The sequence below is a fragment of the Rossellomorea sp. RS05 genome (assembly GCF_039822645.1).
Classification (GTDB): Bacteria; Bacillota; Bacilli; order Bacillales; family Bacillaceae_B; genus Rossellomorea; species Rossellomorea marisflavi_B.
The window spans coordinates 309,650-332,887 of sequence record NZ_JBDKWY010000002.1 but is presented as its reverse complement, the minus strand read 5'-3'; the positions used below and the strand labels follow the sequence as shown (position 1 = coordinate 332,887).

At 49.3% G+C, this 23,238-nt stretch carries 26 protein-coding genes and 1 other annotated feature (1 of these 27 running past the window's edge); of the genes, 12 read left to right on the top strand and 14 right to left on the bottom strand.

Annotation, left to right across the window (positions count from 1 at the left end):
* From ABJ225_RS09435 to ABJ225_RS09420, 4 genes are all read right to left on the bottom strand, one after another.
* Positions 1-192 (bottom strand): hypothetical protein, encoded by a 192-nt coding sequence (locus tag ABJ225_RS09435; RefSeq protein WP_218246921.1) that lies wholly within the window; start codon positions 190-192, stop codon positions 1-3.
* Between the two features lie 167 nt (positions 193-359).
* Positions 360-1,640 (bottom strand): PTS sugar transporter subunit IIC, encoded by a 1,281-nt coding sequence (locus tag ABJ225_RS09430; RefSeq protein ID WP_048012549.1) that lies wholly within the window; start codon positions 1,638-1,640, stop codon positions 360-362.
* A gap of 25 nt (positions 1,641-1,665) precedes the next feature.
* Positions 1,666-1,971, bottom strand: a complete 306-nt coding sequence (locus tag ABJ225_RS09425; RefSeq protein ID WP_048005030.1) for a PTS sugar transporter subunit IIB — start codon at positions 1,969-1,971, stop codon at positions 1,666-1,668.
* A complete protein-coding gene (locus tag ABJ225_RS09420) occupies positions 1,971-2,837 on the bottom strand; it encodes a MurR/RpiR family transcriptional regulator (RefSeq protein ID WP_347319815.1) in 867 nt (288 codons plus the stop codon). The genes ABJ225_RS09425 and ABJ225_RS09420 overlap by 1 nt, the downstream gene beginning before the upstream one ends.
* A 161-nt stretch (positions 2,838-2,998) precedes the next feature.
* Here ABJ225_RS09420 and ABJ225_RS09415 point away from each other — a divergent pair, with 161 nt between their 5' ends.
* The 6 genes from ABJ225_RS09415 to ABJ225_RS09390 are packed head-to-tail and all read left to right on the top strand — an operon-like array spanning position 2,999 to position 9,262.
* On the top strand, positions 2,999-3,325 hold the full coding sequence (locus ABJ225_RS09415) for a PTS lactose/cellobiose transporter subunit IIA (protein WP_048005032.1): 327 nt from the start codon (positions 2,999-3,001) through the stop codon (positions 3,323-3,325).
* Between the two features lie 13 nt (positions 3,326-3,338).
* Positions 3,339-4,430 carry a DUF871 domain-containing protein gene (locus ABJ225_RS09410; RefSeq protein ID WP_347319813.1) on the top strand — a complete coding sequence of 364 codons (1,092 nt, stop codon included), beginning with the start codon at positions 3,339-3,341 and terminating at the stop codon, positions 4,428-4,430.
* A gap of 3 nt (positions 4,431-4,433) precedes the next feature.
* Entirely contained in the window at positions 4,434-5,324 is an 891-nt protein-coding gene (locus ABJ225_RS09405) for a BadF/BadG/BcrA/BcrD ATPase family protein (protein ID WP_347319811.1), read from the top strand.
* On the top strand, positions 5,325-6,494 hold the full coding sequence (anmK, locus tag ABJ225_RS09400; protein WP_347319809.1) for an anhydro-N-acetylmuramic acid kinase AnmK: 1,170 nt from the start codon (positions 5,325-5,327) through the stop codon (positions 6,492-6,494).
* A gap of 33 nt (positions 6,495-6,527) precedes the next feature.
* Positions 6,528-7,940 carry an FAD-linked oxidase C-terminal domain-containing protein gene (locus ABJ225_RS09395; protein WP_347319807.1) on the top strand — a complete coding sequence of 471 codons (1,413 nt, stop codon included), beginning with the start codon at positions 6,528-6,530 and terminating at the stop codon, positions 7,938-7,940.
* Positions 7,937-9,262, top strand: a complete 1,326-nt coding sequence (locus tag ABJ225_RS09390; protein WP_347319805.1) for a (Fe-S)-binding protein — start codon at positions 7,937-7,939, stop codon at positions 9,260-9,262. Before ABJ225_RS09395 ends, ABJ225_RS09390 begins: the two co-directional genes overlap by 4 nt.
* Before the next feature lie 37 nt (positions 9,263-9,299).
* On the opposite strand, the gene ABJ225_RS09385 is transcribed toward ABJ225_RS09390, so the two are convergent.
* The gene (locus tag ABJ225_RS09385) at positions 9,300-9,461 is read right to left on the bottom strand and encodes a hypothetical protein (RefSeq protein ID WP_156450607.1); all 162 of its coding nucleotides are present in this window, start codon (positions 9,459-9,461) and stop codon (positions 9,300-9,302) included.
* Positions 9,462-9,556: 95 nt separating this feature from the next.
* On the bottom strand, positions 9,557-10,174 hold the full coding sequence (locus ABJ225_RS09380) for a class I SAM-dependent methyltransferase (protein WP_347319803.1): 618 nt from the start codon (positions 10,172-10,174) through the stop codon (positions 9,557-9,559).
* A 165-nt stretch (positions 10,175-10,339) separates the two neighbouring features.
* Here ABJ225_RS09380 and ABJ225_RS09375 point away from each other — a divergent pair, with 165 nt between their 5' ends.
* Positions 10,340-11,014 (top strand): NAD(P)H-dependent oxidoreductase, encoded by a 675-nt coding sequence (locus ABJ225_RS09375; protein ID WP_056534503.1) that lies wholly within the window; start codon positions 10,340-10,342, stop codon positions 11,012-11,014.
* Between the two features lie 36 nt (positions 11,015-11,050).
* Here ABJ225_RS09375 and ABJ225_RS09370 read toward each other — a convergent pair whose 3' ends face one another.
* The 7 genes from ABJ225_RS09370 to ABJ225_RS09340 form a co-directional block, all read right to left on the bottom strand.
* Positions 11,051-12,277, bottom strand: coding sequence for an ATP-binding protein (locus ABJ225_RS09370; RefSeq protein WP_179125755.1), 1,227 nt, complete (start codon positions 12,275-12,277; stop codon positions 11,051-11,053).
* A gap of 40 nt (positions 12,278-12,317) precedes the next feature.
* Positions 12,318-12,875, bottom strand: a complete 558-nt coding sequence (locus ABJ225_RS09365) for a helix-turn-helix transcriptional regulator (protein WP_347319801.1) — start codon at positions 12,873-12,875, stop codon at positions 12,318-12,320.
* Positions 12,876-13,121: 246 nt separating this feature from the next.
* Positions 13,122-14,180, bottom strand: coding sequence for a C45 family autoproteolytic acyltransferase/hydrolase (locus tag ABJ225_RS09360; protein ID WP_347319799.1), 1,059 nt, complete (start codon positions 14,178-14,180; stop codon positions 13,122-13,124).
* Between the two features lie 112 nt (positions 14,181-14,292).
* Complete coding sequence (clpP, locus tag ABJ225_RS09355; RefSeq protein ID WP_347319797.1) at positions 14,293-14,871, bottom strand: ATP-dependent Clp endopeptidase proteolytic subunit ClpP; 579 nt, start codon at positions 14,869-14,871, stop codon at positions 14,293-14,295.
* A gap of 16 nt (positions 14,872-14,887) precedes the next feature.
* Complete coding sequence (locus ABJ225_RS09350; protein ID WP_218246931.1) at positions 14,888-15,523, bottom strand: sigma factor-like helix-turn-helix DNA-binding protein; 636 nt, start codon at positions 15,521-15,523, stop codon at positions 14,888-14,890.
* 62 nt (positions 15,524-15,585) lie between these two features.
* Entirely contained in the window at positions 15,586-16,575 is a 990-nt protein-coding gene (locus tag ABJ225_RS09345; protein WP_347319795.1) for a hypothetical protein, read from the bottom strand.
* 150 nt (positions 16,576-16,725) lie between these two features.
* The gene (locus tag ABJ225_RS09340; RefSeq protein ID WP_347319793.1) at positions 16,726-17,574 is read right to left on the bottom strand and encodes an effector binding domain-containing protein; all 849 of its coding nucleotides are present in this window, start codon (positions 17,572-17,574) and stop codon (positions 16,726-16,728) included.
* A 326-nt stretch (positions 17,575-17,900) separates the two neighbouring features.
* Between ABJ225_RS09340 and ABJ225_RS09335 the strand changes: the two genes are divergently transcribed.
* The 3 genes from ABJ225_RS09335 to ABJ225_RS09325 are packed head-to-tail and all read left to right on the top strand — an operon-like array spanning position 17,901 to position 19,734.
* A complete protein-coding gene (locus ABJ225_RS09335) occupies positions 17,901-18,863 on the top strand; it encodes a DUF4003 family protein (RefSeq protein WP_347319791.1) in 963 nt (320 codons plus the stop codon).
* Positions 18,863-19,078 carry a DUF3951 domain-containing protein gene (locus tag ABJ225_RS09330; protein WP_481900615.1) on the top strand — a complete coding sequence of 72 codons (216 nt, stop codon included), beginning with the start codon at positions 18,863-18,865 and terminating at the stop codon, positions 19,076-19,078. Before ABJ225_RS09335 ends, ABJ225_RS09330 begins: the two co-directional genes overlap by 1 nt.
* Positions 19,075-19,734, top strand: coding sequence for a hypothetical protein (locus tag ABJ225_RS09325; RefSeq protein WP_218246936.1), 660 nt, complete (start codon positions 19,075-19,077; stop codon positions 19,732-19,734). The genes ABJ225_RS09330 and ABJ225_RS09325 overlap by 4 nt, the downstream gene beginning before the upstream one ends.
* 101 nt (positions 19,735-19,835) lie before the next feature.
* On the opposite strand, the gene ABJ225_RS09320 is transcribed toward ABJ225_RS09325, so the two are convergent.
* Positions 19,836-20,765 carry an NADP-dependent oxidoreductase gene (locus ABJ225_RS09320; protein WP_347319788.1) on the bottom strand — a complete coding sequence of 310 codons (930 nt, stop codon included), beginning with the start codon at positions 20,763-20,765 and terminating at the stop codon, positions 19,836-19,838.
* Between the two features lie 188 nt (positions 20,766-20,953).
* Here ABJ225_RS09320 and ABJ225_RS09315 point away from each other — a divergent pair, with 188 nt between their 5' ends.
* Both ABJ225_RS09315 and ABJ225_RS09310 read left to right on the top strand, forming a co-directional pair.
* Positions 20,954-22,372, top strand: coding sequence for an NAD-dependent succinate-semialdehyde dehydrogenase (locus ABJ225_RS09315; protein WP_347319786.1), 1,419 nt, complete (start codon positions 20,954-20,956; stop codon positions 22,370-22,372).
* A 315-nt stretch (positions 22,373-22,687) separates the two neighbouring features.
* Entirely contained in the window at positions 22,688-23,092 is a 405-nt protein-coding gene (locus ABJ225_RS09310; protein WP_218246939.1) for a VOC family protein, read from the top strand.
* A 96-nt stretch (positions 23,093-23,188) separates the two neighbouring features.
* Positions 23,189-23,238 (top strand) — a binding site (T-box leader) (it continues 188 nt past the right edge of the window).

The window sequence follows — 23,238 nt, the reverse complement described above, 5'->3', positions numbered from 1 at the left end:
TTACTTTACAACGAATGCCATGACAAAACTGATGGCGAGGCTGACAATGATTCCAACCAATAACCTTTTCTTCCTGATTGACGAATTCGTCACCGGCCCTTCGATTTTCAGAAGGACAAGACTCAGGCCCAATGACGTGGAAATGCCAGTTGCAAGGAAGATACTCCACTCCTTGGGCATTCCGGCACTCATGAAAGGTTTTGATAAGAGTAAGAGACCTATGGATACAGTAAGTATCAGAACCAGTACGCTTTTGAAACCTATTCTTCTTGGTATAACAGTTTCAATCATTTTGTTCACGCTCCTTGTGATACATAGTGAAGAAGCGGGATCATGAGATTCCCGCTTCTCGCCTTCGCTTATGCTGCTTGTTGCTCGTTTTCTTCCACTTTGACCATTTTCTTATCATACATCTTGAAGAACGGGAAGTAGATGGCGAACGAGATCGCGATATTGATGAAGACCATCACCACTGCCCTCCAGTCTCCACCGGTTGCCAAGAACGCGCCGATCGGTGCGGGCAGGGTCCACGGAGGCATGATATAGGTCGGTGAAATCATTCCTGTAGCCGTTGCCACATATGCAATGGTTGCCGTAACGAGCGGTGTGATGACGAACGGGATGATCAGGACAGGATTCAGTACAATCGGTGCCCCGAAAATAATAGGCTCATTAATATTGAACGTGACCGGGACAATACTAGTGCGTCCCAATGCTTTCAAATACTTGGATCTTGAGAAGAATACCATAGCCAGTGCGAGACCGAGTGTGGCACCAGACCCACCGATCCAGATGAACCATTGGTAGAATGTTTCAGGTGCAATATGCGGGATTACCTGACCGTGTGCGACGGCTTCGGCATTGTTCCCAAGGAACATTTCCCAGAGCGGACGGGCGACCGTACCAACGACCGATACCCCATGAATTCCGAATGACCAGAAGAATGTAATTAAGAATACTGGAATCAATACCCCAAAGATGCTGTCCCCTGCCGTTACGAGCGGAGAAACGGCGACACCGATCAAGTGATGGAGGTCAAGACCTGCCCAGACTGTGATGGCGGACATGCCTACGATGACAAATGCAACAGGAATCAGTGCTTCAAAACTCCGTGCCACTGATGGTGGTACTTGTTCAGGCATTTTAATCGTGATATTTCGCTTTTTACAGAACCGAAGGATTTCGACTGCCAGGATCGACACGACCATTGTTACGAATAAACCATGCCCCCCGAGATTGGTCATCGGAAGTACCCATCCCTGACCATCTATCACCTGTGGTGTAACTGTCAATAGAAGGGCCGCTACTGCCATCTGTGCTCCGGATAACGGATCAAGGTCATAGCTTTTTGCAAGATTGTAGCCTATCCCGAAGGCTATATAGAGCGACATGATGAACATGGTCACACGATAAGGAATCAAAATTTCAGTCTGATGATCAAGTGCCCACTGCTTGATATCCCCGAACACCCCTGCATCGGGTAGTGGCGGAAAAGCGAAGATCAAAAAGAATGATCCTACGATAATGAACGGCAGTGCAGAAATGACCCCATCCCGGATTGCCTGCAGATGCCTTTGCTCCGACAGTCTCGCCATCGGACCAGATAAGTTGTTCTCCAAGAAACTCACAAACTTTTGCATGTTCCTACCCCCTTGTTCTTCCCCTTTAGTTCGTCAATTCCTTGACGGTTTTCAATAATGTGGCCCCACCGAGCGGCGAGTAAGCCTGTGGCGGGATCGGCCCGCATGGTACATTTGCCCCGTCAGCCGCTTTCTTCACCTGATCGAAGCGGTGCCTGATCTGCGGTGCGACCATGCAGACATCCCATCCCTTGGATATCTCATCGGCCACTTCCCCCGTCCCGATTGCCAAGACGTCCATTTCTAGACCTTCTTTCGCCCCTTCTTTCTTCAATGCATTGACGACGATGGAACTGGACATCCCACCTGCACATACAAATAATACTTTCATCAATCTTCCTCCTTTTTCATCCGTTGGACTATATTATGGGTCTCGACGATTTGTTCGAAGACGCCATGTCCTTTCTTCATACATAATGCAACAAACAGGGCGTCTATGATGACGAGTTGCGCAATGCGTGCCGTCATCGTACCGATCCTGATATTGTTCTCTTCTTCCGAGATTGTCAGGACGATATCGGCAAGCTTTCTCGCCTGGGACTTCCCGTGCTGGGTAAGGAGGATGATTTTCGCTCCCTTTTCCTGTGCCACGGTCATGAGCCTCAGGATTTCCTTCGTCTGACCTGATGTTGAAACGACGAACAGGACATCGTTCTTCGTCATATTCGCTGCCATCATCATCTGGACGTGGATATCCCCCGCCTGGAAGGCAAGGTAATTGAGCCTGAGGATCTTCTGGGTGAAGTCCTCCGCCACGACAGCAGAACCTCCGACTCCGTATAGATAGACGCGATCGGCGTGGTGGAGTGCTTCCACCGCACGCTCGAGCTCCTCCACAGAGAACAGTTTCTCCGTGTTCTTGATGGCCTGGTACGTATTCATCGTCACTTTACTGAATACTGTTTCCAGGCTGTCCTCAAAGTGTAAAAGTGTGTTCACTTCGGGATCTTCCGGTTCCTCGATCCATGAGGTTTTGGCAAGTTCGATCTTCAACCCGCTGAAGGAGTTGATGCCGATCCGTTTACAAAAACGGATGATCGCCGCCTCGCTGCTCCCGCAGGATGAAGCTAGTTGCTTTGTGGTCATTTCCATCACTTTATCAGGATATTCCACTACATATTCCGCTACTGCGTGCTCAGAAGGAGTGAATGCTTCCATCTGGCTCTTGATGTGTTTTAAAACGTGAAACTCTGTCATGGTCACCTCCAAAAAAATGAGTTGTTTTGTAAAGGCTTTCAATTTACTATGATTATATGCGATAATGAAATTAAATTTCAATATATTTTTGAAATTTCTAAACTTTTATTTTACCAAGTAGTAGAAAACCGTTCTATAAGAGTACTAGGAGGAATAGGAAGATGACCAAAAACGTAGAAGTAGAAATCTTTGAAATCATTTCAAATGGAGGAAATGCAAAAGCCATCGCCTATGAAGGACTTTCCATGGCTCACGAAGGGAAGTTTGATGAAGCCGATCAGCTTTTGAAAGATGCACATGTGGAGCTGAACAAAGCGCATAACACCCAAACATCTCTTATTCAAGCGGAGCTGAACGGGGACAGCTTCGAAAAGTCCCTTCTAATGATCCATGCCCAGGACCATCTCATGACTTCCATCAGTGAGATCACGCTCATCGAGCAGATGATCCCTATGTTGAAACGCATCCACCAATTAGAAACCCGATAAGGAGGAAGAATAGATGAGCAAACGTCTCGGAGTATCGATTTATCCCAATCATTCAAAGGTGGAAGATGACAAAGCGTATCTTGAACTGGCTTCTTCCTATGGATTCAAACGAGTATTCACCTGTCTTCTATCAGTAGATGGGGAAAAGGACACGATCCTGGCAAACTTCAAGGAAACCATTTCATATGCAAAAGAGCTCGGCATGGAAGTCATTGCAGACATCTCACCGCGCATCTTCAAGGAGCTGAACATCTCTTATGATGATCTCTCATTCTTTGCCGACCTCGGAGCCCATGGCATCCGTCTCGATATGGGGTATACCGGTCAGGAAGAATCCATGATGTCTTTCAATCCGTATGACCTGAAGATCGAGCTCAATATGAGTAATACCACAAAATACATCGACAACATCATGACGTATCAGCCTAATAAGTATGCCCTCCTCGGCTGTCATAACTTTTATCCGCACCGCTACTCCGGGCTATCTTATCCGTTCTTCATAGAGTGTAGCCAGAAGTTCAAGGATCTTGGGATGAGGACAGCGGCCTTCGTCTCTTCGGAAGATGCTACATTCGGACCCTGGCCGGTAGTCGAAGGGCTTCCTACCCTTGAAATGCATCGGGACCTTCCAATCGACGTCCAGGCAAAACACCTTTTCGCAACGGGGCTCATCGATGATGTGATCATCAGTAACGCATATGCTTCCGAACGGGAATTGAAGCTCCTGAGTTCTCTTAATTTTCAAAAAATCACGTTCTCTGTGGATGTGGTGGATACTACTACGGAACTTGAAGAAACGATCCTGTTCGAGGAGCCTCACTTCTACCGCGGGGACGTGTCGGATTATATGATCCGCTCCACCCAGAGCCGGGTGAAGTATCGCGGCAGGGAGTTCGCTCCCCATAACACCCGTGATATCAGACGGGGGGATATCATCATTGAGAATGACCTGTACGCCCAATATGCCGGGGAGCTTCAAATCGCCTTGAAAGACATGAAAAATTCCGGTAAGACCAATGTGGTCGCACGGATCCGCGAAGAAGAGATCGTCCTCCTCGATTATCTGCAACCATGGGGCAAATTCGCCTTCGAAAAAAGAGGCTGACAGATGGGAAGAATCATAGGAATAGACGCAGGTGGGACGAAAACACAGGCCCTCGTGATGGATGAGCAACAGAATGTGCTCTTCGAATCGGTTGCCGGTCATGGCAATCCTTCCGTATCATTTCAACAAGCCATGGACCATCTTACGTTGGTTCTCAAAGACTGTCTGCATGACGGAGAGGCGGACGCCATCGTCATCGGGATGGCCGGGCTTCAATCGGGGCCGCTTGAGGAACGGGTGAAGGACGTACTTGCACTCCTTTCTCCCTCTCCCATGTGGATCATCAGCGATGCCGAGCTTGCTTTCGACAGTGCGATCGGGGACGGCGACGGGATCCTTACCATTGCGGGAACGGGCTCCATTTCCCACGGCCGCCACGGTACGATGACAGGTGTGTCCGGTGGATGGGGCCATCTTCTCGGTGATGAGGGAAGTGCCTATTCCATTGCAATCCAGGCCTGCCAGATCATCACTACTGAAATCGATCGAGATGTCCCCCATTCTCCCCTCTCACAGGCAGTGATGAAGGAGATCGGTGCTGTTGACGGGAAGGGGTTGAAAGGATTCATCTACACATCCAATAAGGGGGAAATCGCCTCCTTGTCCAAAGTCGTGGACGCATGTGCGCAGGACGGGGATGCTTCTTCACGGATGATCCTGCAAAAAGCCGGGGCTTCCCTAGGGATGCAGACCGTTCAGCTCGCCCGTAACCTTTCTCTTTCATCGCTGAAGGTGGCCATAAAGGGAAGCGTTTTGGAAGCAAGCAACGCAGTTCAGACATCTTTCAAACAGGTAGTCTCAGAGGCCTACCCAGATGCGACTATCCATTTGAGCCCTATGTCCCCGGCCATGGGTGCCGTCACGACTTTTAAAAGAATGAGGAGGAAACATTAAATGGTCAAACGTCTAGCCGTAGGGCTCATGTCAGGCACATCCGTCGATGCGGTGGATGCCGCCCTCGTATCCTTGGAAGGGACGGGAAGCAGTGCAACCTGCAAGCTGATCCATTACGCCTCCACCCCCTTCCCCCAGTCAGTCAAAAAGAAAATTTTCGAGGTCATCAGTGAAGAACACTCATCCACTCCTGCCCTTTCAAGCCTTCACTTCGAGCTTGGCCGCATCTACGGGGAAGCCGTCATCGGTCTTTGCACGGAAGCCGGTGTTCCGCTGGAGGATCTCGATGTCATCGGGTCCCACGGGCAAACCGTATTTCACCAGCCTTTCCCCACGGCGGATTCTGTCCCTTCCACTCTCCAGATCGGTGAGCCGAGCGTGATCGCATACATGACGAATACCGCCGTTGTCTCAAATTTCAGGTCTATGGACGTCGCTGCGGGAGGCGAGGGTGCCCCCCTCGTTCCCTACACGGAATACATCCTCTACCGGTCACCTGGAGTGGGGCGACTCCTTCAAAACATCGGGGGGATCGGGAATGTCTCCGTCCTATCCAAGGACGGTTCCCTTGAAGACGTGTACGGATTCGATACAGGACCGGGCAATATGATCATCGACGGGCTTTGCGAGAGGCTTTACGGCAAGGCATTCGATGAAGACGGGGCCATCGCTTCCACTGGGAAGGTGCATGAAAAGATGGTGGAAGAATGGATGGAATGGGAAGCCGGTTTCTTCTCAAGGAAGCCACCTAAATCCACTGGGCGGGAACAGTTTGGGGACATTTTCATCGACCGCATCATGGATAAGTTCTCTCACCTTGCGAAAGAAGATCTCATCGCATCGGCGACGTACTTTACGGCCCGCTCTATCGCAGATGCCTATAAAACGTTCATCCTCCCACACTATGAAGTGGATGAAATCATCATCGGAGGCGGAGGGAGCTATAACCACACCCTCATCCGTATCATGAAGGAACTGCTTCCAACCTGTACGCTCCTCACGCAGGAAGAAATCGGCTACTCATCCGATGCCAAAGAGGCCATCGCCTTCGCCCTTCTTGCCCACGAGACGTTGAACGGACAGCCTGGAAATGTACCGGGTGCAACGGGTGCCGTGGATTATGTGATCCTTGGTTCCATCACCCCTGCCCCTCTTCCAGGAAAGAACTGAATCTACAAGAATATCAGAAAGGCGGGATCACCCATGATCACTTCGTCTATCAAGCAATCATTCATCAGCATTGTAGGAGAAGCTTTCTACTATGACAGCCCCGCAGAGAGGCTCGTCTATTCATACGATGCCACCCCTAACTATCAGGCGATGCCTGATGCCATCCTCTCCCCTTCTTCAGCAGAGGAGATTGCAAGCATCGTGAAAGTGTGCGGAGAGCATGGCATCCCAATCGTACCGAGGGGGTCAGGCACCAACCTGTGTGCCGGCACCTGCCCCACAGAGGGCGGGATCGTCCTTCTCTTTACCCGTATGAATAGCATCCTGGAACTCGATGAGGAGAATCTCACCATCACCGTCCAGCCCGGTGTGATCACAGGGGAACTCATAGCCTCCGTTGAAGCCAAGGGCCTCTTTTATCCACCGGATCCAAGCTCCATGAAGATTTCCACCATCGGCGGGAATATCAACGAAAATTCCGGTGGCCTCAGGGGCCTCAAATACGGGGTGACACGTGACTACGTCCTGGCTCTCGAGGCCGTGCTTCCGAACGGAGACATCATCCGGACTGGCGGTAAGCTCGCCAAGGATGTGGCAGGCTACGATTTGACGAGGCTCCTGGTCGGTTCCGAAGGGACGCTCGGGATCATCACTGAAGCGACACTGAAGCTCGTGCCCCTCCCGGAAATGAAAAAGACGATGCTTGCCACTTACGGAGACATGGAAGCTGCGGCCAAAAGTGTTTCCCATATCATCTCGGGCAAGATCATTCCCGCAACACTGGAATTCCTCGATCAGCCCACCCTTGCTGTCGTCGAGGATTTCGCCAAGATAGGTCTCCCTACAGAAGCGAAGGCCGTCCTCCTCATCGAACAGGACGGACCCGCCGAACTCGTCACAAGGGATATGGCGAGAATGAAGGAGATCTGTTTGGAGCACGGCGCCGTATCTGTTGAGCTTGCCGCTACACCTGAAGAAGCAGAAGCCCTCAGGACGGCAAGACGATCCGCCCTCTCTGCCTTAGCCCGGTTGAAGCCGACGACCATTCTCGAGGACGCCACCGTGCCCCGTTCTGAAATTGCCACGATGGTCTCGGCCATCAATCGCATCGCCGAGAAGTACGCGCTCAACATCTGCACGTTCGGTCATGCAGGGGACGGGAACCTCCATCCAACCGTTGCAACCGATGCGAGGGATCACGAAGAGATGGAGCGGGTGGAAGCGGCATTCGCCGACATTTTCTCAGAGGCGATTTGGTTGGGCGGTACGATCACGGGAGAGCATGGTGTCGGGATGATGAAGGCCCCATATCTTGAATGGAAGCTTGGACCTGAGGGGGTGAATGCCATGAAACTTATCAAGCAGGCATTCGATCCAGGTAATATCATGAACCCGAATAAAGTATTTGCCAAAGAATCCAGAAAGCGCGTGGTGATTTCACGATGAGTGAACGAACGAAGATGCAGCAAGAATTCAAGGAACGGATGGATGAGGATGAGCTTCTTAACTGTATGCGATGCGGATTTTGCCTCCCCTCCTGCCCGACCTACATCGAATCGGGATTCAAGGAATCACACTCTCCCCGCGGCAGGATTGCCCTGATGAAAGCCGTCGTCGATGGGGTCATCGAACCGGACGAAGATGTGGAGCGTTCACTCGATCTATGCCTGGGCTGCCGAGCCTGCGAGCCCGTCTGTCCTTCCGGTGTGAAGTACGGGCACCTTCTGGAAGAAGCAAGGGATATCATCAACAAGAACAAAAAGCACTCCATCCGAGAGAAAGTCGTGAGAAAGACGGTATTTTCCGGGCTGTTCCCCCACCCTGACAGGATGCGGACCACCACTTCCCTGCTCGGCTTCTATCAGCGTTCAGGAATCCAGAAAGCCGTTAGGGCATCGGGACTCTTGAACATCCTGCCAAGTCACTTGGCGACGATGGAAAAGGTCCTGCCCAAGGTGCCAAGACGCGGTGATATGACCGATCGTCCGCGTCACTTGGAACCTGCAGGCACCAAAAAGAAAAAAGTCGCCTTCTTCAGCGGTTGTCTCATGGATACGCTGTTTCTCAGCACCAACAACGCAACGACGACCCTCCTCCAACAGGCCGGGTGTGAAATTGTCATTCCACAAGCCCAAACATGCTGCGGGGCCCTTCATGGTCACAGCGGTGAGAAGGACGGAGCGAAAAAGCTTGCCAAAGAAAACATCTTAGCATTTGAAGATTGTGGAGCCGATTACATCATCACAAACGCAGGGGGATGCGGTGCCTTCCTTGTGGACTATGACCACCTATTGAAGGATGACCCGGAATGGAAGGGGCGGGCAGAGCGTTTTACTGCTAAAATCAAGGATGTTTCATCCATCCTTGTCGAACTTGGATTCCACCGCAACGATTTGAAGGTAGCTCCCCAGATCATTACGTACCAGGATTCCTGTCACCTCAGGAACGTACAGAAAACGTTCCTCGAGCCCCGCATGCTCCTTCAGGCTGTATCTGGTGCCGAGTACCGCGAGATGAAGCAGGCCGACCACTGCTGTGGTTCTGCAGGCATTTATAATATTGTCGAGTCGGACATGTCGATGAAAATCCTAGATACAAAAATGAAGCATGCCAAGGACACAGGGGCCGTGACCATCATCACCTCGAATCCAGGCTGCCTGCTTCAGATGAAACTAGGAATCGAACGTGAGGGGCTGTCGAACACCGTACGGGCCGTCCATATCGTCGACTTCCTCCTCGAAGCTCTCTACAATAAAAAAGAAGGATGATCCTCCATGTAGGATCATCCTTCTTCCTTTCTCCAACCTACTGCTTCTTCGACTTCGGGAACATGAAATACACAAGAAAGAAGAAAACAAGACCATATCCCGAGAGAAGCAGAATGGCAGACTCCGCTCCTTTTGTCATCCAAAGACCGATGGTCACCAAGATCACAATCAAAAAGCTCGCCCACACCCATTTGTACATGCCCCATCCTCCTCATGAAAGCGTCTGCTTTCTACTAGACTGTACGCATGGCGCGATTAAAAGTTTCACAAAAATGGAAAATATAGAAATCCCATTCACCTTTCCCCACCATAAAATAGCTCGTACACCCCAAACTTCTCATATGGATTCTCGGCAAATTCCCCGGTCAGGTCCACTTCTGCTTTCAGACGGAAAAGTGGATGCTCTTCCATATAGTGAATATAATCATCGGAGCTGTAATACAGGATGATCTCCACGTCCCTCGGGTACTCTTCTACCGAATGAAGAATGTTATTGATGACGCTCATGAAGATCTGGACTGAAAACGGGTTGAAAAAATAAAAGCGATTATCCCGTGGGTGGATGACATATTCCTCTGCCAGGCACTCCTTGAAATGGACGTTATTCCTCCGGATTCCGGCATGGCGGAGATAATGATCCAAGTTCACCATGGCATCCCGGTAAAATTCCCTGTTCATTTCAATTCCGATGGTCGTGCATTTGAACCTGTGATGAAGATAAAAGTTCAAGCGTCCCTTGCCGCATCCAAAATCCACCACCCGGTCAGATCTGGAGAAAGGATACTGCTCGCAAAACTCATCCAGCGCCTCATATGGTGTCGGTTCATATCGATGATAGTGAAAGGACCGGTGAAAGCCCATTTGTCGTTTACCTGTCTCGATGTGGAGCAGGCGGTCATAATCTGTTTTCATAAGAATCTCCCTAAGGGGCTAGAAGGCCCTCGAATTAGGTCCATTATACATGAATCCCCTTCAAAAGGATGGAATCCCGCACCTCCGCCATACTAAATACATGAACTTCCCGCCCGCATGTGGTAGGGTGAATGTGTTATAAACAAATGGATAGGAGTGATCGCAGTGCAAAACAAAGAACAACGCAAACAAGAAATACTCGCTGCCCATCTGGACAGACATGCGACGAAAGAATTCGATCCTGAGAAGAAAGTTTCCGATGACGATTTCCGATTCATCATGGAAGTCGGTAGGCTTTCTCCCTCTTCATTCGGTTTTGAGCCATGGCGCTTCCTCGTGATCCAAAGCGAAGAGCTCCGTCAAAAGATCAAGGATGCAGCATGGGGAGCATACGGAAAACTTCCTGATGCGAGCCACTTCGTGATCCTGCTCGCCCGGACAAAAAAAGATACCCGCTACGATGCTGACTATCTCCAGCAGCACTTCAAAGAAGTGAAGCATATGCCAGATGAGCATCTTCAAAAGTATCTGAGCCGGATCGAAGAGTTCCAGAAAGAAGACTTCAACCTTCTTGATGGTGATCGCCCGCTTTACGACTGGGCAGGCAAACAAACCTATCTTGCACTTGGCAATATGATGACGGCTGCAGCCGAAATCGGAGTGGATTCCTGTCCGATTGAAGGCTTCCATGTGGAAAAGATGAACAAGCTCCTTGAAGAAGAGGGACTTCTGGAAGATGGCAGCTTCAGCATCTCCGTCATGGTGGCATTCGGATACCGCGTGAAGGATCCGGCAGAAAAAACCCGCCGTCCGTTTGAAGATATCGTCAAATTTGTATAAAGGAAACAATAAAAAGCCGGCATCCGCCGGCTTTCTTCATGCAATTCCATGATTCAATTCGATATAAATGGTCGTTCCTTTGTTCGGTTCGCTTTTAACGGTGATATTCCCTTGCATGGCATGGACGATGATGTGGGCCGCCATGACCCCGAGCCCTGTGGACTCATCCTTGATGGTAAAAAAGGGCTCCCCGAATCGCCTGATTTGATCCTTAGTCATGCCCACTCCCGTGTCGCAGATCGATATAATCACTTTCTCCTTCTTTTCCACCTTCACCGTCAGGGTCCCTCCAGCAGGCATGGAATCAATTGAATTCCGCATCATATTCATCATGCATTGACTGAAACTGCGCGGTTGTCCCCTGACCAGCACGCCTTCCTCCAATACCAGGTTCACCTTTACTTTCTGCTCCAGTGAAAATGCCTCGAGATCTTTTGCAACTTCCATGATCGCTAATCTGACGTCGATCGCTACAGGCTCATCCGGCATGGAATCCGTAAAGGTAAGATAATCCTCAATGACACCTGTTGCCTGTTCGATGCCAACAAGTGACAGTTCAATGAACTGCCGCTGCAATTCTATGTCCTTCTCTTCCCTGATCAATTGAAGAAATCCTTTGGAAGAAGTCAGTGGATTGCGGACTTCATGGGAAATACTTGCTGCGAGCTGCCCAACCATATTCAGCTTATCCAATTGCTGTTCCTTCCGTTTCAACATGATGAGGTTCCGGATCATTTCGGCACATAATATGGCAATGATCGAAGCGGCCAAAGGAACGATTAGAAGAAGCATGTATTCCGCGAATTTAGTCTTCGGGTCATACATCTCGCCAAATGATAGATTGAAAAGCGACATATAGGTACATAGGATAATCATGATCACCAGTTTCCACTTCAACGAATACTGAGCGAATCTTTTACTGATCATGGCAATCACCAGGAACGCAAATAGATAATTGAAGATCACCAGATGGATGAGTTCCGGACCGATGAAAAGGAATCGAAACAGGACGATGACCGCGACCAAAATGATGGATACGAGGGGACCGAAGTAAAGGCTAGCCAGGAAGAAAGGAATCCTTCTTAAATCTGCATAAACACCTTCTGTGATCTCATAGCTGAACAACATGCATAAGAGAATGACAGGTATCGCAACCATTAGGGCACACACCCTGGAAGGGAATTTTTTCTTCATATCATAATACAACGCAAAGAAAAGCAATCCGGTAATGATGAATAGAAAATCCAGTAAAAGTAACGTCAAGGCTTCCGGATACATCGTATCCCCCCATCCTGATCTTCTGTCATGAATGAACCTTTGGTAAGGCACACACCGGTACCCGAATGGCTGCCGTGCTTCCTCCTATCAGGACGCCCCTGGCGTTGAACAGTGGGTGACAGGTTACATCATAGGCTGCGTCGCCGTCGGAAAGGGTAAACACGATCTTCTTGCTCATGGTCTGGCGACGGCTGATTACTTCCTGCTTCATTTGCATGAGCTCCTCGGAACCGCTGCCTTTTTCCATCTCCACATCCGTCCTCCCGACAGCAAGAACAGGATCAAAATCCGCGTGGGGATTAAAGAGCCAGGTATAGCGAAGATTCAGGTCAAAGTGTGCCAATACCACCTTCGAATGCCGCAAAGCAAAAAAGAACGGACTCTTTTCCATACCGAATACAGAATAGTGGAAACCAAGCAGGTCAGCGAGGTCCTCTGCCAGCTTTTCACTAGGAGCTCTCAAGCCATTCTCGATCTTCGAATAGTAAGATCTGTCAATATGTACGAGTTTGGCGACTTCATCCTGGCTTAAGCCCTTAACCTTCCGCATCCTGCCAAGCCAAGTTCTCTTTTTGTGCTCCATCTGCATCCCTCCGAGTTGTTCCTAGTTATATTATACTGAGAAGGGATTTAAAAGCTATGTGCCTATTTTGTCACTCTTGCTAAATTACGTAAATTTGTTAAAAGGAACTAAAGAAAAGGTAATATAAGAAAAGTAAAATAGGTCTTATGAACTTTATTTTTAGAATTTTCATCCTTGTAAGGAGGTTTATTCAAAGGATTATTCCATATAAATAGCCCGCCTAAATACCCAGGCGGGCTTGTCTTTTCATCGTTTAAACCAATCTGCCCCTTCGTCCATATGAAGGAATGGAATCTCGGTGTCTACTTCCCCTTCGATCCTCTCTGCTGAAATCTCTTTTCCTTCGAGCCAAGCCGAAAAATTGAATTCGACCGGCTCTTTATCACCGCCTAGGACAAACCAGGCCTTGCCCTCTTTAGGGAAATAGGCGGACGTATGAATGGTCCCCGCCCAGCTTCCATAAAGATCGGAGAACACCCCTTTATCACGGTCGTTCATTAGCCTGAAGGCTTCACCGGCTTCCAGTCCCGGGTGCTCTTTCAGGATGGAAAGCCTCCTCATGGAATCTCCAAGATGATTTCGATTCTCCCCTACTTGGATGTCGAAGTGATTCGTGCACGCGTGATCTTCCCTTACCTCGATTCCACGTGGAGAGGCCTCCACGATCTTCGTCCTCCCCTCTGCATCATGGAGCACATAGCTGAAGGAATTGCGGTGGGGGATCTCGTTCAACATGTCGACTGCTTCTGGCACATTCCTGCATGACTCAAGCAGCAGACGTCCGATCATGCAGCAGATGAAACCCGGCCCCGGGTTCTTGCGGTGCATGAAATTATAGCCGATGGCCAGCCCGTGTTCATTCATGCCATCCATACGGCCCGTCGTGCGCTGGCTCGGACCGATCATGGCATATCCCCCATCAGCAGGCTGGAAGAGCATATACCGGCCTTCGTAGGTTTTTGGGTGATAGTCATAGTTCCGTATGAGGTAGCCGTTTCCAGTCATGATGGAGCAGCCTGATTTTCCATAGGGGACCCGATACCCGCCGAATTCCCTCAGCACCGATTCCATCGGCCACCCAAGGGCTTCCTGAAGGCCTAGAATTTCTTCCCACACATAGGGGGCGAACAGCTTGATGGCCGTCTCCGCTTCTTCCTGATCAATGTCAAATCTCGGTCTTCTCACTTTCCATTGATTCTCTCTGTTCCGGACCGTCAAGGAACCCTTCAACTTATCTCCCTGCATCTTCCCGAATTCGAAGTGAGTACCCCTGAACTGAATGATGTCACTATGGATTTTCTTCATACTGTAAACCCTCTTTTTCTCTATTTTCCCTCATCATAAAGGATGGAACCAGAGAATGAAAGCAAACCTCCTCCAATTCAAAAACCCTTCTGATACCAGAAGGGTCCCACTCTTATTTTTTGACGATATGATCAATGATCCCGTATTCCAGCGCTTCCTCCGCCGTCATGAAGTAATCCCGGTCGGTATCGACTTCGACTTGTTCCAGGGGCTTTCCCGTCCTTTCCGCGATGATTTCATTGAGATGCTTACGGAGTTTGACGATCCGTTTCGCGGAGATCTCAAGGTCAGCCGCCTGCCCCCGTGCCCCCCCGAGAGGCTGGTGAATCATGATTTCACTATTCGGAAGGGCCATCCGTTTCCCCTTGGTACCGGCAAGGAGGAGCATGGCACCGAAGGACGCGGCCATCCCCGTACAGATCGTCCTCACCTCCGGAGTAATATACTCCATCGTATCGAAAATGGCAAAACCGGCGGAAGTCGAACCACCGGGACTATTGATGTAAAGGGAGATATCTTTGTCAGGCGCATCTGCCGCCAGGAACAGGAGCTGGGCGACGATGCTGTTGGCCATGGCATCGTTGATTTCATCGCTTACCATGATGATCCGGTCCTTCAGCAGTCTTGAATAGATATCGTAGGAGCGCTCCCCGTTACTCGATTGTTCAATCACATACGGTATGGCATTCATTTTGTATCCTCCTCCATTATGCTGCGTTGGAGAGGAAGAAGGAGGAGTGGACATGCAGACGTTCACCGCTGACCGTCGACTGACGGGCTAACAGCGTCGGGATAAACTGAAGAAGAAGGCCAGGATCCTGTGCACGAAGGGTACGGAGCAGGATAGCATCCAGTTGTTTTTGAATGTCGGAAGGTTCCTCCATGCCAGGCTCATCCTGCAGATTTTTCAGTCTGTTCCTTGCACGACTCAATAGCGCCTTGACCCCGGTTTCACTCATGTTCAATATGGAAGCAATCTCTGCAATGCGGAACTGAAAGGCTTCTTTCAGAACGAAGGTGACAATCTGCTTCGGGGTAAGGTGACGGAGAAGGTGGGCGCAATCAAAACCGGACAATTGATACGACTGCTCTTGACGTGGAGCTTCCACCGTTTCCCATCTCCGCTTACGCGTTACATCAATCCACACAGAATAAGCGATACGCTTCAGCAGCGCTTGTGTCCACTCCTCTTGTCGGTAATGTTCCAATGCCCTGGCAAGAGACTCTTGTGCAATCTCCTCGGCATCCCACTGATTTTTCGTCAGAAAGCGGCAGTATCTTAGGAGACTGTCCCTTTGTTCCTTCATGCCGCCTGGGTGAGGCGACTTTTCTACAGGTTGCATATCCTTCACTCCTTTTCATCCTCTCACACTACTAACGGATGGGAAGCCGAAAAAGATACGGGTCACACCAATAATTCTTTCAGGCGGTTTGGATCATCCACCCTGATGGCCACTTCACGCACCATGACCTTCCTACCCATGAATTGTGTGGCTTCTGCTTCTTCCTTCAATGTGATGACAACCTGGGGCTCCACTTCTTCAAAATCTTTATACATGAGGAGAAGACCGTCTTCAGCTGGTTTTCCACCCCACTCCATGTGTTCAATATTTCCAATAGGAAAGACAATCCTCTTTTGAAGTCCCTGGCCGATATAGATCATCCCGTCCTTCACTTCAAGGGGATGCAGGCGGGCGATCTGAATCTCAGCAAGGAACAGGATGACGCCGTATACATTGAGTATGAGGAGCACCATGGACAGGACCGGTTGAATATCATGGAGCCACCAATGCAACCCCACTGATTCCAGGACGATGGCGTGGATCAACATGAGATTCATGGCTGTGTGGCTGGTGGTTTGATGCATGGTCACCACTCCACGATGGACGGGTGCCTTGCGCTTCCAGCTCATTAGACCGTAGTAGATTGTAAGGATTTCAGAGGTGATCAACCTGACGATAAAATGATCCTTTACATTCCGTATGGCTGCGGGGAGAAGTGAAAACAGGGGTCCGTTTCCAGACTCCCTCATATAGCCCTTTATGTCCGGTATCTTTTTCACTAGGAGGAAGACCAGTGCAAGTTCTCCCATGACAACGATCACTTCGACCGCCAGTCCGGCATACAGCAGAATCGTGTACTGAGCAAAGTATGCTTCGGGGAGTATGAATCTTGCGAGGACGAGACCGAATACCACGATACCTGCAAGCTGTTTTTTGGAAAGTCTGAATGCTGCATACATCAAAGCCGGCAGGACGACCACCAGGTCAAGGAGGCTGCCGAACACCACTTCTTTGCTGATATGAATATCTAGGTAGAGTTGTACTGAAGATTGATACAGTAGAATATTGCATAGTAAGATGACGGGCATAAGAATGAGCGCCCATTTTGACATACGGCTTCTTCGGAATACCATCGTGCCACTCCAATCGATACATCCTTTTTCTTACATTATAGCAAGAAGGACCAGATTTGGAAGAAATGACTGTGAATATTCTTGGAATCAAAAAAAGGCAACCTGACGTCGCCTTGTTTCAATATCAGCTCAGCGGTTCTTGATGGGCACCCATACCTCACACCGAAAGTTTTCTGCCCCTGCGTCTTCCATCGGGTACAGCTCGAACTCAGGTCCACCGCTGTGCTCAAACCCTGTGGACGGGAACCATTCGGTGAAGATTCTCTCCCATACGCGCTGTATGGCCAGGGGCATCGGGCCAACCACCTCAAATACCGCCCAAGTAGCAGCAGGCATCGTATGCGTTTCATAGGCTGCCGAAGCAGCTGTATTTTCCGCCCCGATGAAATACATGAATTCATCCTTCGCACGATCTTGGTGCAGGCACACGCCCATAATCGAATCGGCTTGGGTAGCTCTGCAAATCTTTCGGTCAATCCCATCCCTGTTCACTTGCTCCCAGAACTTAGGGATTTCCCTTAGGTTTTCTCCATCCTGCGTGCTCATTCTCCTGCCGATCCCCGCCACTTCGAACGCTTCTTTTTCAACCATGCGATAATTCATCTCGTTCACCCCTGTTATCTGAAGTTTAAAACCCAATCTCGGGTACGCCCTGACAGACGCTGAACGTATTTTCGAAGGCGGCACTCCATGAAGCTTCCGGAACGCTTTCGAGAACGACTCCGGCGTTTCATATCCATACTTCAGGGCAACATCGATCACCTTTGCCTCTGTCACCATGAGTTCCTGGGCCGCTACGGTGAGCCTCCTCTTCCGGATATACTCCGCAAGCGGGCACCCGGAGATGACGGAAAACATCTTCTGGAAATGATGATAGGAATACATGGAGAGCGCAGATAGCTCATCCGGATCAATTACTCCGTCCAGATTCTTCTCAATATAGTCGATGCACTGATTCAACCGCTCCAGCATTTCCATTTGATTTCCCCCTTATGTAGAATACATTGAAACCCGGAAGCCTTCCTGTCTTTTTCGACTTTCTGAGGACAGATGCTGCTTCAACGCCCTCGTAGGATAGCCCCATTCAGATATTGGTGGTTTAACAGAGTATGTATCCTACATCACCATAGCAGACTATTAATTATTTCTCACTCAAATTGTAAAAAAAATTAAAAACGATTCTTGTATGGCAGGTCAATGCAGATGGCTTCTTTCATATAAGAAATTGACATCTGCAGCAAAATGAAACCCCAAACCATTACATCCGTATATAAAGGAATCAATCATTTAAGGACGTGTTCAATATGATCCAAGACCAGATCGATCAGTATGAATTCATCTATACCACCTTGAAGAAGCGTCTCCGCTGGCAGGTTTCCGATCAACGGGCACTCATGCTGACCGCCTCCATTTACTGTACGAATGAACATGCTTTTGATGTGGAGCGCTTCATGGAGATAAGCGAAATGATCAAAAAAGAAACCGGTATGTTTTCTCACTTGAAAACGCAGTTGCGCTTTTCATTCGCTGCCCTTCTCGATGTGAAATCTGAAGACCCACGCCTACAATTTGAACGCCTCCAAGCCCTTTATGACCGCCTCATTGAAGCAGGTTTCAAGAGGGGAATCTTCACCCATCTTGCTGCCCTTGCCGTCCTTGGTGAGGAAGAAACGGATTCAAGCCTGCCTGAACGGGCACTTGCCCTATATAAGCGTATGGCGAAGGAACATTTATTTCTGACCGGCCATAGCGACTATCCTTTTGCCGTACTTCTCGCTACAAAGGAACAGGAGAATATTGTGAGCTATATCGAGTCCTTTTACTACCAGCTGAACCATGAAGGCTTCCGAAAAGGGAATGATCTCCAGACGATGAGCCATATCCTTTCCCTTCAGGAGGAAGAAGGACCGGAAACCCTGATATCAAGGGTTCTAGGGGTATATGATGCCCTCCGCTCGGAAGGAATCCGCATGAAACCGGCTTACTATCCGCAGGTCGCCCTGCTGTCATTCGTCAAAGATGCGGACTGCGGCAGGATCCGTTCTGTATGGGACAACCTGAACAGGATTAAAGCATTCAAATGGCATAAAGATGTGAATTTCATGATGGCCGTGAACTTCTATGTGAGCAATCACTTGGAGGATTCTTCCCTCGCCACGACGAGCTTGTCGACGACGATCGAGACACTCATCCAAGCACAGCAGACTGCCATGATCGCCACCATGTCTGCAAGCGCCATAGCCACAAGCTCGTCCAACGATTCATGATGGAGCTGCTGGCATTCGCCCTGCTCCCCCTCTCTGTGACATTGCTCCTCATCATCGCAGGGATAAAATCATTCAAAAAGAAACGGTCTCCTTCGCTCTTCTATACGCCATTTGACGGGATCACCGGGCAGACAGAAGGGGAATTCCATGAAGAACAGGAAATCCCGGCGGTAGATGAAGACACTGGAGACGAACCGGAAAGGAACCATCCATGATCAGCAAAAAACAGTACATCATCATGTTCAGCTTCGCTATTATTTTTGGTATTACAGGTGGTTTTTTCGATCTTCCTTTTGGTGCAGTCGTAACGGTGATCACAGCCTCTGTCCTTCTCATTGCCATGATTCCCTATATGTATTATATGTACCATGCAACAGATTCACACAAAGTTGAACAGTTTTTATCTGCACGCACGAGGCAGCCGATACTGGGCTTTTATTGGGCGCTCGGCCAAGGTGATCCTCTCCTGGTGAAGGATCAGCTCAACAAGGTCCTGCGAAAGTACAAATCTCCCGCACACCAAGCGATTTTCCTTCTTGCAGAGGCTGCACAGCGAAAGGATGTACGAAGCGCCGCTTCCCATCTTCATCAAGTAAAACAGTCGCAGGTAAGGGAGTATTACAAGGTTCATTTATTGCTAGAGGAAGGAAGGTTTGAAGAAGCCGCAGAAAGGGCCGATTCCATGTCAAAAGAATGGATGAAAGAAAGTATCCTCGGCCGACTCCACTCCCTGAGCGGGGATATAGAAGCAAGCAGGAGGCATTACAGGGGGGCCGCTCAGTGCTGTAAAGGGGTTCAACGATATCTTCTGGAGGGGTTGTTTGAATCAGAGCATACAATAAAAGGCATTCACACCCCCAATAATAGGTAAAAGTACAAAACCATTTTGAGACTCCCATAAAAAATATAAAATCCGGGCGTTGCCCTTCCGACCAGGAAGTGAGCACACCCGGATTTTCACTGGTTCTGTTTCTACTTTACTTTAATGATGATCTTCCCTTTTGCATGATGGGTTTCACTTAGGGCATGGGCATCCTTCAAGCCTTGTTCACTGAGGTCGAAGGTTTCTCCTATGATCGGTTTCAGCTCTCCCTTCTCATAAAGGTCCGCCAGCTTCTTCAGCTGTTCGCCGTTCGGCTCCAACCACAGGAATTTCGTTGTGAAATCGGCAGCATAGTTTTCAGAAGGCTGTTCGGCGATGGAGACGAGCTTGCCACCTTTTTTCAATACCTTGAAGCTATCCTCCTGAACCTTTCCTCCCATCGTATCGACGACAAGATCATAGTCTGATAAGAGCTCGCTGAAATCCTGCTCCCTGTAGTTGATGAATTCATCTGCGCCCAAGGACCGGACAAACTGCTCGTTCTTCCCGCTCGCAGTGGTGGCTACATTGGCCCCGAAGCTCTTAGCAATCTGGATGGCATAACTTCCAACTCCCCCTGATCCTGCATGGATCAATACGTTATCGCCTTTCTTGATTTCACCAAAATCCACCAGGCACTGCCAGGCCGTCAATCCAGCAAGTGGAATCGCCGCTGCTTCATCATAGCTCATGGAATCCGGCATGGGTGCTAGCAGATGGGCATCCACCGGCACATACTCCGCATAGGTTCCCTGATTCGTCGTTTCCGGACGGGCGAATACCCGATCGCCGATGGAATAGCCGCTGACGTTCTTACCGATTTCAGAAATGGTGCCTGCTACATCCCATCCAAGTATGATCGGGAATTCAAAATCAAGCATCTGCTTCAAGTATCCCTCTCTCAGCTTCCAGTCGATCGGATTGATTGACGTTGCATGGTTCTCTACCAGCACCTGATCATCACCGATTGCTGGCTTCTCTACTTGCTTTTCTTCCAAAACATCCTTGCTTCCATATTGATTGATCACAATTGCTTTCACAGTGGATTCCTCCTTGGTAATCTAAGGTCATACGGTATATGTTCCCTCAACCTGAATAAGAATAAACACAGGAACTTCGAGGTTCATTTGTTGGCGTCACTGCAACATTTGAGGTAACGTTTAAGCTACATATAGAGAGGGAAAACTCTCACTATCTCATCAACCAATCAATTCAGGAGGTTCATTTAATGGAAAAGTATGCGCTATTGATCAATGGTCAACAAACCGGTCAGGATCTCGACACGATCGAGGTCGTCAACCCCGCCACATCAGATGTGATCGCCACCGTTCCGAACGGAAGCACGAAGGAAGCAAAGGACGCTGTCGATGCTGCTTCTGAAGCTTTTAAATGCTGGAGTAAACACTCAGCCTACGAGCGGAGCGAACTGGTCCGTAAATGGCATGATCTCATTCATGATAATCGCGAAGACCTCGCCCGTACGATGACATTGGAACAAGGAAAGCCGCTTAAAGAGGCCCTTGGGGAAATCGACTATGCCAACGGCTACATTTCCTGGTTTGCTGAAGAAGGAAAGCGTGTGTATGGAGAGCAGATTCCGGCAACGCAACGCGACAAAAGGATGTTCGTGACGAAGCAGCCAGTCGGTGTCGTCGCCGTCATCACGCCGTGGAACTTCCCCGCTGCGATGATCACACGGAAGGTCGCGCCTGCATTAGCGGCAGGATGCACCGTCGTCATCAAACCGGCTGAGCTCACACCGCTGACAGCCTTCAAACTTGCCCATCTGGCAGAAGAAGCAGGTATACCGAAAGGCGTCATCAATGTTGTGAGCGGAGACTCCAAGACGATCGGGGAAGCGTGGACGGATGATACGCGCGTCCGCAAGCTCACGTTCACAGGCTCAACTCCTGTCGGTAAAATCCTCATGAAGAACTCTGCGGATACGATGAAGAAGATCTCCCTTGAGCTTGGCGGTCACGCTCCTTCCATTGTGACCCAGGATGCGGACATCGATAAGGCCGTCAAAGGAGTGGTAGCTTCCAAATATCGCAATGCCGGTCAAACCTGTGTATGTACCAACCGCATTTATGTTCACGAATCCATCGTTGATGAATTCACCGAAAAATTTGTAGCAGAGGTCAAAAAGCTGAAGGTCGGCAACGGACTGGATGAAGGCATTGACATCGGACCTCTCATCGATGACCGTGCCGTGGATAAAGTGAAAAAACATATCGATGACGCCGTTGAAAAGGGCGCTGAAATTGCAACGGGAGGCAGCGTGAAAGAAGGGCTGTTCTTTGAACCCACCGTACTCACCGGCGTAACAGACGATATGCTCTGCATGAGCGAAGAAACATTCGGCCCCCTTGCCCCGATCACCACGTTCAAAACGGAAGAAGAAGCCGTTGAACGTGCCAATGATTCGATCTATGGACTGGCCGCGTATGTCTTCACAGAAAACATCTCCCGAGGAATTGCCATTTGTGAGCAGTTGGAATACGGGATTGTCGGGTTGAATGACGGAGGGCCATCCGCTCCTCAGGCACCATTTGGAGGATTCAAGCAGAGCGGACTTGGCCGGGAAGGCGGCCATCAGGGAATGGACGAATACCTGGAAGTGAAATATATTTCTGTCGGATTATAATCCTTTTATAGAAGCTGGAACTAACGTGTTTCAGTCATGGTACAACCCGAATTCATTTTGCCTGGGATAAGGTGACTGAATTCGGGTTTTTCATTTGTTCCATGAAATGCGTCCTGTGGTTGATTGCATGGGGAAGGCTCCTTCAGGAATAGTGGCACCCCTCAGGCTTGCATGATATTTACGATCGCTAAATAGAACCTATTCTGATCATGCTCATCATCGGATGATATCCTGTCTCAATTTCTTTATTTTGTTGACCTTTACGTAGCGTCATGGATTACAGTGAAAGCTATCAACAGAAAGGAGAGTGACAGAATGGAAGCCTATCCGATGCCCATGTTTGTGAAAATGGAAGTGAGGGATATCGAGCGTTCAGTGAAATGGTACAAAGATGTCCTGGAATTCAACGAGGTGTATTGTCATAGAGGGGAGGAAAACCAAATCGTAATGGTCCATATCCGCGGTGAAAGATACCAGGACCTCATGCTGATTCCGGCGGGATCCCCTGTTCTTCCAGAAGGATTCACCATCAACCTGCAATGGAAGGACGTTGATCTGACTGCCAAGCGGGCACCGGAGTCCAATATTATGGAAGGGCCAGCCGATCGTCCATGGAATGCGAGGGAATTGGTCCTGATCGACCCGGATGGCTACAAGCTGACACTATCGGAATTGCTTCATATGGGGATGTCGTTCGATGAAGTCAGGAAGGGATTCTAAGCGTTTACAGGTTACCTGTCGATATGTCAGAATAAATACTATATTTAAAAAACGAATTGACGAATGAATTCCTTCTGTGCTAGATTACTACTATAGTAAATGTCAACGACGGGAAAGAGTAGGTCGGGACACTGTTGCAAAGAGAG

Bases quoted from the DNA above. Each gene is read 5' to 3' on its own strand.
- ABJ225_RS09435 (WP_218246921.1), bottom strand. From the start codon at position 192: ATGAGTGCCGGAATGCCCAAGGAGTGGAGTATCTTCCTTGCAACTGGC.
- ABJ225_RS09430 (WP_048012549.1), bottom strand. From the start codon at position 1,640: ATGCAAAAGTTTGTGAGTTTCTTGGAGAACAACTTATCTGGTCCGATG.
- ABJ225_RS09425 (WP_048005030.1), bottom strand. From the start codon at position 1,971: ATGAAAGTATTATTTGTATGTGCAGGTGGGATGTCCAGTTCCATCGTC.
- ABJ225_RS09420 (WP_347319815.1), bottom strand. From the start codon at position 2,837: ATGACAGAGTTTCACGTTTTAAAACACATCAAGAGCCAGATGGAAGCA.
- ABJ225_RS09415 (WP_048005032.1), top strand. From the start codon at position 2,999: ATGACCAAAAACGTAGAAGTAGAAATCTTTGAAATCATTTCAAATGGA.
- ABJ225_RS09410 (WP_347319813.1), top strand. From the start codon at position 3,339: ATGAGCAAACGTCTCGGAGTATCGATTTATCCCAATCATTCAAAGGTG.
- ABJ225_RS09405 (WP_347319811.1), top strand. From the start codon at position 4,434: ATGGGAAGAATCATAGGAATAGACGCAGGTGGGACGAAAACACAGGCC.
- anmK (WP_347319809.1), top strand. From the start codon at position 5,325: ATGGTCAAACGTCTAGCCGTAGGGCTCATGTCAGGCACATCCGTCGAT.
- ABJ225_RS09395 (WP_347319807.1), top strand. From the start codon at position 6,528: ATGATCACTTCGTCTATCAAGCAATCATTCATCAGCATTGTAGGAGAA.
- ABJ225_RS09390 (WP_347319805.1), top strand. From the start codon at position 7,937: ATGAGTGAACGAACGAAGATGCAGCAAGAATTCAAGGAACGGATGGAT.
- ABJ225_RS09385 (WP_156450607.1), bottom strand. From the start codon at position 9,461: ATGTACAAATGGGTGTGGGCGAGCTTTTTGATTGTGATCTTGGTGACC.
- ABJ225_RS09380 (WP_347319803.1), bottom strand. From the start codon at position 10,174: ATGAAAACAGATTATGACCGCCTGCTCCACATCGAGACAGGTAAACGA.
- ABJ225_RS09365 (WP_347319801.1), bottom strand. From the start codon at position 12,875: ATGGAGCACAAAAAGAGAACTTGGCTTGGCAGGATGCGGAAGGTTAAG.
- ABJ225_RS09360 (WP_347319799.1), bottom strand. From the start codon at position 14,180: ATGAAGAAAATCCATAGTGACATCATTCAGTTCAGGGGTACTCACTTC.
- clpP (WP_347319797.1), bottom strand. From the start codon at position 14,871: ATGAATGCCATACCGTATGTGATTGAACAATCGAGTAACGGGGAGCGC.
- ABJ225_RS09350 (WP_218246931.1), bottom strand. From the start codon at position 15,523: ATGCAACCTGTAGAAAAGTCGCCTCACCCAGGCGGCATGAAGGAACAA.
- ABJ225_RS09345 (WP_347319795.1), bottom strand. From the start codon at position 16,575: ATGTCAAAATGGGCGCTCATTCTTATGCCCGTCATCTTACTATGCAAT.
- ABJ225_RS09340 (WP_347319793.1), bottom strand. From the start codon at position 17,574: ATGGAAATGCTGGAGCGGTTGAATCAGTGCATCGACTATATTGAGAAG.
- ABJ225_RS09335 (WP_347319791.1), top strand. From the start codon at position 17,901: ATGATCCAAGACCAGATCGATCAGTATGAATTCATCTATACCACCTTG.
- ABJ225_RS09330 (WP_481900615.1), top strand. From the start codon at position 18,863: ATGGAGCTGCTGGCATTCGCCCTGCTCCCCCTCTCTGTGACATTGCTC.
- ABJ225_RS09325 (WP_218246936.1), top strand. From the start codon at position 19,075: ATGATCAGCAAAAAACAGTACATCATCATGTTCAGCTTCGCTATTATT.
- ABJ225_RS09315 (WP_347319786.1), top strand. From the start codon at position 20,954: ATGGAAAAGTATGCGCTATTGATCAATGGTCAACAAACCGGTCAGGAT.
- ABJ225_RS09310 (WP_218246939.1), top strand. From the start codon at position 22,688: ATGGAAGCCTATCCGATGCCCATGTTTGTGAAAATGGAAGTGAGGGAT.